The organism is Halolactibacillus halophilus (assembly GCF_900115605.1).
GTDB classification, from domain to species: domain Bacteria; phylum Bacillota; class Bacilli; order Bacillales; family Amphibacillaceae; genus Halolactibacillus; species Halolactibacillus halophilus.
Window position 1 is genome coordinate 1 of record NZ_FOXC01000058.1, and the last position, 7,881, is coordinate 7,881.

A 7,881-nucleotide genomic window follows, 5' to 3' on the forward strand; every position below is an offset into this window, starting at 1 on the left:
CGTTATAAAGAGTCATTAATTCATGAGTAGATAGTGATGGCAAGTGGCATACAAAATTAATTGCCGTTTAACGCAATTCCCTATTGCCAAATACATTATCAGCGAACAACAAATCAAAATCATCATCTTTCGTATCTATGCTTAAAAAAAATACTAATAATAAAAGAACAAGAAGAATTAATGTGCTGAATCTAATAACATTTCTCTTTTTCATAATCATCACTCAATTCCCGTATTTTTCTTTTTATGTTCATTGATAAACAACTTGTAAATAGGTATCTTTAGTTGGTGCATAGTGGTATCCGTGAGTTACGTTGAAAGGATCTGACCACCCCATAGTATGCTAAACTTTCACATACCTTCTATTGAAATCACTATAAAACCCTAATTTGCTAAATTTTTAAGAATTAGCCGGAACAGTAATTGCTACTGCAAAGGAAGTACTTACACTATTAGAAATCCCGAGTTTACCTGATATAACTTTTGCACTTGCACTAAGATCACCGGAAATTGTTGAAGTAGTAGTTTGATTTTTACTCCAAGTATAAGAGCTTGCTTTCGCCCAAGATGATGTCAGATATCTAACAAATCGCTTCGTTTTTACTGGTCCTGAGATAACGGAAGTATGAACAGTGGATGTCCAACTAGGAGAAACAATCTCTTCTCCAAGTGATTCAACATTAGAAAGATTTCCTTCAATTTTTATACTATTTCCTTCGTATGCGGATACTGTGTGTGGGATTGAAAAAACCAAACAAATCATTGATACAAAAACAACAAATTTTCTCTCCAAAAAATTACCTCCTAATTAATTATTTTTTCTTTAAGCTACACTGTTGATTCCGTAATATCAAAAAAATGTATTAATATCTAAATTATTAACTTTACAACATTAGCACCTCCATTCGTTTTTGTATAAAGCTTATACTAACTATAATTCGACGTAAGTGTTTGGAATTCCTGCAATTTATTTTTAAAAATTTAAAATAATCTGAATTTTCTTGTGTTATTTGTGCTTCCAAATGTTTCATGGCACCCATAGCCCTATTATCATAATCTATTAATTCACTCTGTTGTAAAATGAAATGCATAACCCATTAGCTATTAAAAAAGCTAGGTATCGATTGGGTTTATACACGCATAAGGAAATTGCTGACGTACTAGGAGTGCTCCAATCAATAATTTCTCGTAAATTAAAGAACCAGTCAAACTTGTAAACGGTAAAAGAGAACATTACTAGATCTGCTTTGCTGACGTCGGACACATGTGTACAGAGAGAATCGCGAACGCTAGCTCACAAATAGGATGTAACAGATGTTGAGAAAATGGGTTTACAGTGTTTGGAGGATAGAAAAAACCCGTGCTCAGTTGAACGAGCATGGGTCATCTTCGTGGTGTCCTTATGGAATCCCCTTCCTCAAATATTCGTTAGAAATTTAAGTAGGGATCGTTTAATTCATATGGTATTGCTTCGTATCTTTTTCGCTCTTCTAGCTATTACTAGCTGCGGAAACGACTTAAGAATTCTTGCACCCGTGGGTTTTCTGAATGTTCAATGACATCACTTGCTGAACCTTGTTCAGCGATGACACCATCATCTAAGAATAACACTTTATCCGCAACATCAAGCGCAAAGTCCATCTCATGTGTGACAAGGACCATCGCCATGTCATCATTCTTGGCAATGTCACGAATAACTTCAAGTACTTCACCGACAAGCTCAGGGTCTAAAGCTGAGGTAACTTCATCAAACAGCATAATTTTCGGACGCATAACGAGTGCACGTGCCATTGCGACCCGTTGCTTTTGTCCACCTGAGAGTTGAGATGGGTAGTTATTGATTTTATCCCCGAGGCCAACGCGTTCTAACATATCAATGGAACGTTTCTTGACCTCTTTTTTCTTTTCACCTTTGACATGAATCGGTGCGGTCATACAGTTTTCTAAGATCGTCATGTGAGGGAACAGGTTAAAGTGCTGGAACACCATGCCGATATCGCCGCGAATTTCGCGTAAGTGTTTTTCGTCTGCTTCAACCATCTTCCCATGTTTGTCCATCTTCCATAAATTTTTACCGTCGACGATAATGTCACCATCTGTTGGTTCTTCTAGCGTCATCAACATCCGAATAATTGTGGTTTTACCTGACCCACTTGGGCCAATGACGGCAATTTTTTCGGCTGGGAAGATATCTAAATCAATCCCTTTTAATACTTCCACATCGCCAAATGATTTGTGTACATCTTTATATTCAACAATTGGTTTTGTCATAATGTTTGTCACTCCTTTAAGTTGTCATTACTCAATTGGCTCAATGACTCGATTTTTATCAAAACGGGTATTGAGTTTTACTTCTAATTTTTTTATGAGTCGCGCTGATGGGTAACTTAACACAAGGAAAATGATTCCGACAATCGTTAATGCTTCAATTAAGTTAAAATGCTCGGAACCGAAACTATTGGCCATGTGTAAGATTCCAGTAAGTCCAATCGTTGATGCGAGTGGAACTTCTTTAAACATAATAATAAAGTAGTTCCCAAGCATCGGTATAGTTGGAGGAAAAGCTTGTGGTAAAATAATTAACCGCCATTTATCAAGTAGTGAAAAATTTAAAGCAGTCGCCGCTTCCCATTGGCCATTTTCGACACTTTCTATCCCTGAGCGGTATATTTCACCAATATACGTACTAAAGTGAATCCCAAAACCAACAACAGCACTGGCAAACGGACTGAGTGTCACTCCAACAATGGGAATCTCAGGCCACGCATAGTAAATAAAGAACAGCTGCACGAGCGGTGGGGTTGAGCGAATGAATTCCATCACCCAAGTGACAATCCAGTTAATATGGCGTTCTGGTATGCGACGTAAAAATGTCCAAACCAAGCCAAAGAAAAGGGCGAATAAAAAGGCACTAATGGTCACACCGACAGTGATATGCAAACCTTTTAATATATAAGGCCACGCTTCAAAGAAACGTTCAAAACTCCAATAATTCATTAATTAGCCACCCCTTTCTTAGAGATGTCTTCTGCTTTACGAGTAAGGAAAATAAGCGGTAAAGCGAGGACAAAATAGAATATTAAAATGACTAAATAAATCAGTGGTGCTTGTGACAGATTCGAACTACGGAGAATGTTTCCGTAGTATAAAATATCATTTAAACTGATTAACGACACAAGAGCGGTTCCTTTTAACATTTGAATCGTATAGTTACCAAACTCCGGTAACATCATACGTACCGCTTGCGGTAAAATAATGTAGCGCATTTTTTGAAAACTTGATAGATTAAGTGCAATCGCTGCTTCTGTTTGTCCATCATCAACCGCTTCGACCGATCCACGGACGACCTCTGATAGGTAAGCCCCGTAGTTAAGGCCAATCGCAATGACACCAATGATCCAGTTCGAACCTAAGTTAATCCCGAACAACATCGGAATCGCATAATAAAGCCAAAATAACTGGACAATGAGTGAGGTACCGCGAAATAATTCAATATAAAGGCCGGTGAACTTTCGAATTACGGTATGTTTTGATAGTCTGAGTAAGCCTGATATAAAGCCCATAAGATAAGCAAATAGACTTGAGGCAATTAAAATACTAATCGTAACGAACAAGCCTCTTGATAGCTCTTGGGAGATCGAGAGAATATCTTGCATACATGTCACACATCCTTTTTCATTTAATAAAAGAAAATCCAGTTCCTAGTCTAGGAACTGGATTTTAAAACTAAGACGGTTCCTTAGTAGTTATCGCCGTTCACAATACTTTCTGTCGTAATATCAGCACCTGGGAAGTTAGATTCCGGGTGGAAACCATTCTCTTCAAGCAGTTCTTGGACGGTACCATTATCTTTTAATGTTTGTAGGGCTTCATTGTAAGCCTCACGTAATGCTTCATTTTCTAAGCTAAAGGCTGCCGCACCATAACTTGGAACACCTTCAACGTCAGGTTGTTCAAATGATTCAACAAATTCTAAGTCTTCAGTGTTGGCTGATTCAAATGCCATCCGCATCGTCATTTCTGTTCCAGTTGTCGCATCTGCACGACCTGATTGAACCGCTGCGAATGTATCTGGAATATTTGCTGCATACGTAATTTGGTCATCGCTCACACCAGACTGACGTAAGAACTCAATCCCGGTTGCACCTTCCATTACGATGACAGTAACGTCTTCATTATTTGCGATATCTTCAAAACTGGTAATATCGTGTGGATTACCTGCTTCAACGACCAAACCTTCACCGTAAGTCATTTCCGGTTCACCGAATAAGACGTTCTCGGCACGTTCAGGTGTAATCGCCATACCAGCTGTAATCGCATCAAATTGTCCCGCTTGCACGCCTGGCACGAGTTGACCCCAGTCTTGTAGCGAGCCACGTACTTCTTCAATGCCTAATTCGTTAAAGACAGCCGCTGCGATATCATAAGCCGCACCTTTTAATTCTCCGTCCTCTTCATATGCATAAGGAGCCTCATTGGAAAAACCAACTGTCACATACCCTTGTTCTTTTAATGCATCAAGTGATGAGCCTGACTCCTCATCTCCACCACCGCATGCGGTGATAAATACTAATATACTGAGTAATACTAAACCTTTGATCATCTTTTTCATTGTGATTGTTACCTCCCTGTATTTTTGTGCCTACAAGATATAGTTGTCTCTCTTTATAGATTGTCAATATCTTGTCGTCGACACTCACGTTAATAATGTTAACGTATATTGTTATGAATATTCAAAGCGGCTAAAATCCGCTATTTTAGAATATAACCGGCTCAGCTTGTCTCTCACTGGTATAGCTCGTGTATTGTTAAATATCGGCGACTATCGTCTAAAATACGCTAAGATATCATTATGTAAGGGATAAATTGTTAATAGTGCTGCTCATTTATCACGCATCGCTATCAAATGTATCAAAAAAAGAGATGACAGGGTAGTCATCTCTTCATGAAAGGTATCGGTTCATAATTAAAAATAGCTAAGGTTATTCTGATTAATTTTTTATATAGCGAGGGCCAATAATGTTGTAATTGTCATGGTTGATATGCTCCCAATCGGTTTTACGGTATTTGATGCCTTTAAGCCCTCCGTTAATATAATCAAAATCAAGTGGTCGGAAACCGTTCTTTTTCCCGAAAATAAGGGCTTGTTTATGCTCAGGATCTGAAGGGTTATAATAAGCTTCTAAAAAGCGATAGAAGCCTTCAGTACCGGCAACATCCTCAGGTGGGGCGTCATTTTCTGCTTCTAGTAAAGTAGGATAACCAAAATAATAGTCATCAACAACTGCTTCTAGGGTGATGGTAAATTCCCATCCTGCGCCGTAATCATATAAATACGTCATTGTTTTATAATTTTCGAGGTAGTGATCGATATAGTTTCGTTCAGGTAATTTTACGGTCTTGCGCAAATACGCTAAGTTTTTCTCTTCATATCTTCGCATGGCTGGAGGTATATTATTTAGTCGGTTTTCAAACCATTGTTTGTTTTTTAGATAATCTTTATGTTCTAAATAGCGTTCTTCATCGTTGGTTACGACTTGGTCTTCCTCGGATAAGTCGAACGTATAAAGATGCCGGTGAAAATAAGGATAACCGCTTAAAAAATTCGTCACGTTTTGAATTGTATCATGTAGACGGTTAAACGTTGTCCGTTCCGGTAAAATGACTTGCCGGTAAACGAGTGGGTCAGTGTCATTGAGTGATAAGTTGATAATATAGCCGCGCATGGTCATCTCCTTAAAGAAAAATAATGTCGGTTATTGACTATGTTAAGGTTTTTAGTGCTGGGAAACGTCCCCTTCTTGAAACTTTTCTAGTAACGCTTGAAACAGATAAAAGAGCGGATGCCACTCCTCATCTGATAGGTTATCCGTAATTGACGTGAAGATCTCTTGATAATACCATACTTGTTCTTCTCTTGAGCCGACAAAGTTGTGCCACATTGCCTCGCCGTGAACCATTTCTAGGTCGATCATCGATTGTAAGTTATCAATTTTATCGGCCGCAATGAGCAACTTCACATCATAAGGAACAGATTTAAACGACTTAATGCTGTGTTCTTTTCGTTCTTTCCACGGAATGTGTTTATCAAGCTCGGTGACATAATCCACATAAGTTTTTACACGCTTACCAAATAAGTGCTCAAGTTCTTCAAATGTACAATCTGTGTCTTCTACGGTGTCATGTAAAAGTGCTGCAATGACAATCTCTGCGTCGCAGTCATGTTCTTGTAGTAACATCGCTACTCGGTAAGGGTGAGCAATGAACGGGGTCTTATCGACTTTTCTTACTTGGTCTCTATGTTTATTGGCTGCGTAAGTAATGGCGCGCATTAAGTTATTTCTAATCATGGTTATCCCCCTCTAGTCTATCGTGTCTGCATGTAACGTTGTCGGTACTTTTATTGTATGAATATAATTGATGGGTAAATGACCTATTTACTTTTTCGGTTGTTATGTAAGCTCTATACATCTATTATAACTTTTATCGCTTAAAGAGAAAAGAAAAAGGGAAAAGAAACAAAAGAAGCACGACGATTTTTCTGAAATGAGGCCATAAATATGAACAGAGTACATTCATTTATAAGCATCATGTTGTTTGTAATCGTGTTGTCTGGCTGTAGTGAGCCATTTGAAGGGACAGCGCAAGATACATGTGTTGGTTTACCAGTAATAGAAAAAGAAAAAGCCGCACAGGATGAGTTGTTTATTAAAACAGTCCGTATCGGGGCATTTGGTGATATGCTTATTCATAGACGTGTTTATAACGATGCGAAAGTTAAAGAGGGGTATGATTTTTCGCCGATGGTTGAAGGGATGAAGCCGTATCTCGATCGCTATGATTTACTAACAGCCAATCAAGAAACGATGATCGGTGGTGTTCGTCACGGTTTATCGACGTATCCACAGTTCAATAGCCCAAAAGAAGTCGGAGATACGCTTAAAAATATGGGTGTTGATCTTGTGACACTTGCGAACAATCATACCCTCGACCGCGGGGAGGCAGTAATCCAATCGGCGTTAGCGCACTGGGACCGGTTAGATATGCCTTATGTCGGTAGTTATAAAGATGAAGCAGATGAAGACAAGTTACGGGTCGTTGAAAAGAATGACATCCGTTTCGCATTCTTAGGCTATACTTATGGCACAAATGGTATTCCGGTTCCAACCGGGAAATCACACCTTGTGTCATTAATTGATGAAGAACGTATGTTAAAAGATATTGAATCTGCGAGAGAACAAGCGGATGTTGTCGTGATGCACCTTCACTTCGGACAAGAGTATCAGCGTACCCCGAATGACGAACAGCAACGGTTGGCTGAGCGGATGGTTGATGCTGGGGTTGATATTATTTTTGGTCATCATCCCCACGTCTTACAACCAGCAGAATGGATTGAACGCGAAGACGGGACAAGAGGGTTTGTCATTTATTCACTTGGTAACTTCTTATCTGGTCAAGACGAACTGTACCGTCAACTCGGTGGAATTGTCAATGTCACGGTTGAAAAAACAGGGGATAATATTCAGCTAAAAGAACCAGAAATGTTGTTGACCTATGTTCACTTTAATCAATCCGTGCCAAAACAGTACCGTGTTCATCCACTAGCAAATGTGACAGATGATCTGCTTTTAAACCATGCAGCGATTGAACAAGAATTAAAACAGCATTATACTGAGCGGATGCCGGAGATGACGTTTGTCGAGTAAATCTCAATCCCGTGGTTAATGAATCAATCAAATGACAGTGTCAATGTCAGCAAGAAGAGGGCCTTCTGCCCTCTTTTTTGATAGTATAGGAAAGTATAAAATTTTCGTTGATATACCAAGGGTTGGAACGTTATGAAGAGTTGAAATTTATTGAGGAAAAGGGTTAAGATAATAG

The 7,881-nt window shown here is 38.9% G+C and carries 8 protein-coding genes; 1 reads left to right on the plus strand and 7 read right to left on the minus strand.

Annotated features, from left to right (window positions below):
* Window positions 1–400: 400 nt before the first annotated feature.
* The 7 genes from BM098_RS12605 to BM098_RS12635 all read right to left on the minus strand — a co-directional run bounded on the left by BM098_RS12605 (window position 401) and on the right by BM098_RS12635 (window position 6,350).
* Complete coding sequence (locus tag BM098_RS12605) at window positions 401–793, minus strand: hypothetical protein (RefSeq protein WP_089833914.1); 393 nt, start codon at window positions 791–793, stop codon at window positions 401–403.
* A gap of 707 nt (window positions 794–1,500) precedes the next feature.
* Window positions 1,501–2,271: an ectoine/hydroxyectoine ABC transporter ATP-binding protein EhuA gene (ehuA, locus tag BM098_RS12610; RefSeq protein ID WP_089833916.1), complete on the minus strand. Its 771-nt coding sequence runs from the start codon at window positions 2,269–2,271 to the stop codon at window positions 1,501–1,503.
* A gap of 27 nt (window positions 2,272–2,298) precedes the next feature.
* On the minus strand, window positions 2,299–2,997 hold the full coding sequence (gene ehuD, locus BM098_RS12615; RefSeq protein WP_089833918.1) for an ectoine/hydroxyectoine ABC transporter permease subunit EhuD: 699 nt from the start codon (window positions 2,995–2,997) through the stop codon (window positions 2,299–2,301).
* Window positions 2,997–3,656 carry an ectoine/hydroxyectoine ABC transporter permease subunit EhuC gene (gene ehuC, locus BM098_RS12620; protein WP_089833920.1) on the minus strand — a complete coding sequence of 220 codons (660 nt, stop codon included), beginning with the start codon at window positions 3,654–3,656 and terminating at the stop codon, window positions 2,997–2,999. Before ehuC ends, ehuD begins: the two co-directional genes overlap by 1 nt.
* A gap of 83 nt (window positions 3,657–3,739) precedes the next feature.
* Entirely contained in the window at window positions 3,740–4,612 is an 873-nt protein-coding gene (gene ehuB / locus BM098_RS12625; RefSeq protein ID WP_089833922.1) for an ectoine/hydroxyectoine ABC transporter substrate-binding protein EhuB, read from the minus strand.
* A 379-nt stretch (window positions 4,613–4,991) separates the two neighbouring features.
* Window positions 4,992–5,726 carry a plasmid pRiA4b ORF-3 family protein gene (locus BM098_RS12630; protein WP_159430200.1) on the minus strand — a complete coding sequence of 245 codons (735 nt, stop codon included), beginning with the start codon at window positions 5,724–5,726 and terminating at the stop codon, window positions 4,992–4,994.
* Window positions 5,727–5,777: 51 nt separating this feature from the next.
* Window positions 5,778–6,350, minus strand: coding sequence for an HD domain-containing protein (locus tag BM098_RS12635; RefSeq protein WP_089833926.1), 573 nt, complete (start codon window positions 6,348–6,350; stop codon window positions 5,778–5,780).
* 210 nt (window positions 6,351–6,560) lie between these two features.
* Between BM098_RS12635 and BM098_RS12640 the strand changes: the two genes are divergently transcribed.
* Window positions 6,561–7,706 carry a CapA family protein gene (locus BM098_RS12640; protein ID WP_089833928.1) on the plus strand — a complete coding sequence of 382 codons (1,146 nt, stop codon included), beginning with the start codon at window positions 6,561–6,563 and terminating at the stop codon, window positions 7,704–7,706.
* Window positions 7,707–7,881: the final 175 nt, after the last annotated feature.

Bases quoted from the DNA above. Each gene is read 5' to 3' on its own strand.
- ehuA (WP_089833916.1), bottom strand. From the start codon at position 2,271: ATGACAAAACCAATTGTTGAATATAAAGATGTACACAAATCATTTGGC.
- ehuD (WP_089833918.1), bottom strand. From the start codon at position 2,997: ATGAATTATTGGAGTTTTGAACGTTTCTTTGAAGCGTGGCCTTATATA.
- ehuC (WP_089833920.1), bottom strand. From the start codon at position 3,656: ATGCAAGATATTCTCTCGATCTCCCAAGAGCTATCAAGAGGCTTGTTC.
- ehuB (WP_089833922.1), bottom strand. From the start codon at position 4,612: ATGAAAAAGATGATCAAAGGTTTAGTATTACTCAGTATATTAGTATTT.
- BM098_RS12630 (WP_159430200.1), bottom strand. From the start codon at position 5,726: ATGCGCGGCTATATTATCAACTTATCACTCAATGACACTGACCCACTC.
- BM098_RS12635 (WP_089833926.1), bottom strand. From the start codon at position 6,350: ATGATTAGAAATAACTTAATGCGCGCCATTACTTACGCAGCCAATAAA.
- BM098_RS12640 (WP_089833928.1), top strand. From the start codon at position 6,561: ATGAACAGAGTACATTCATTTATAAGCATCATGTTGTTTGTAATCGTG.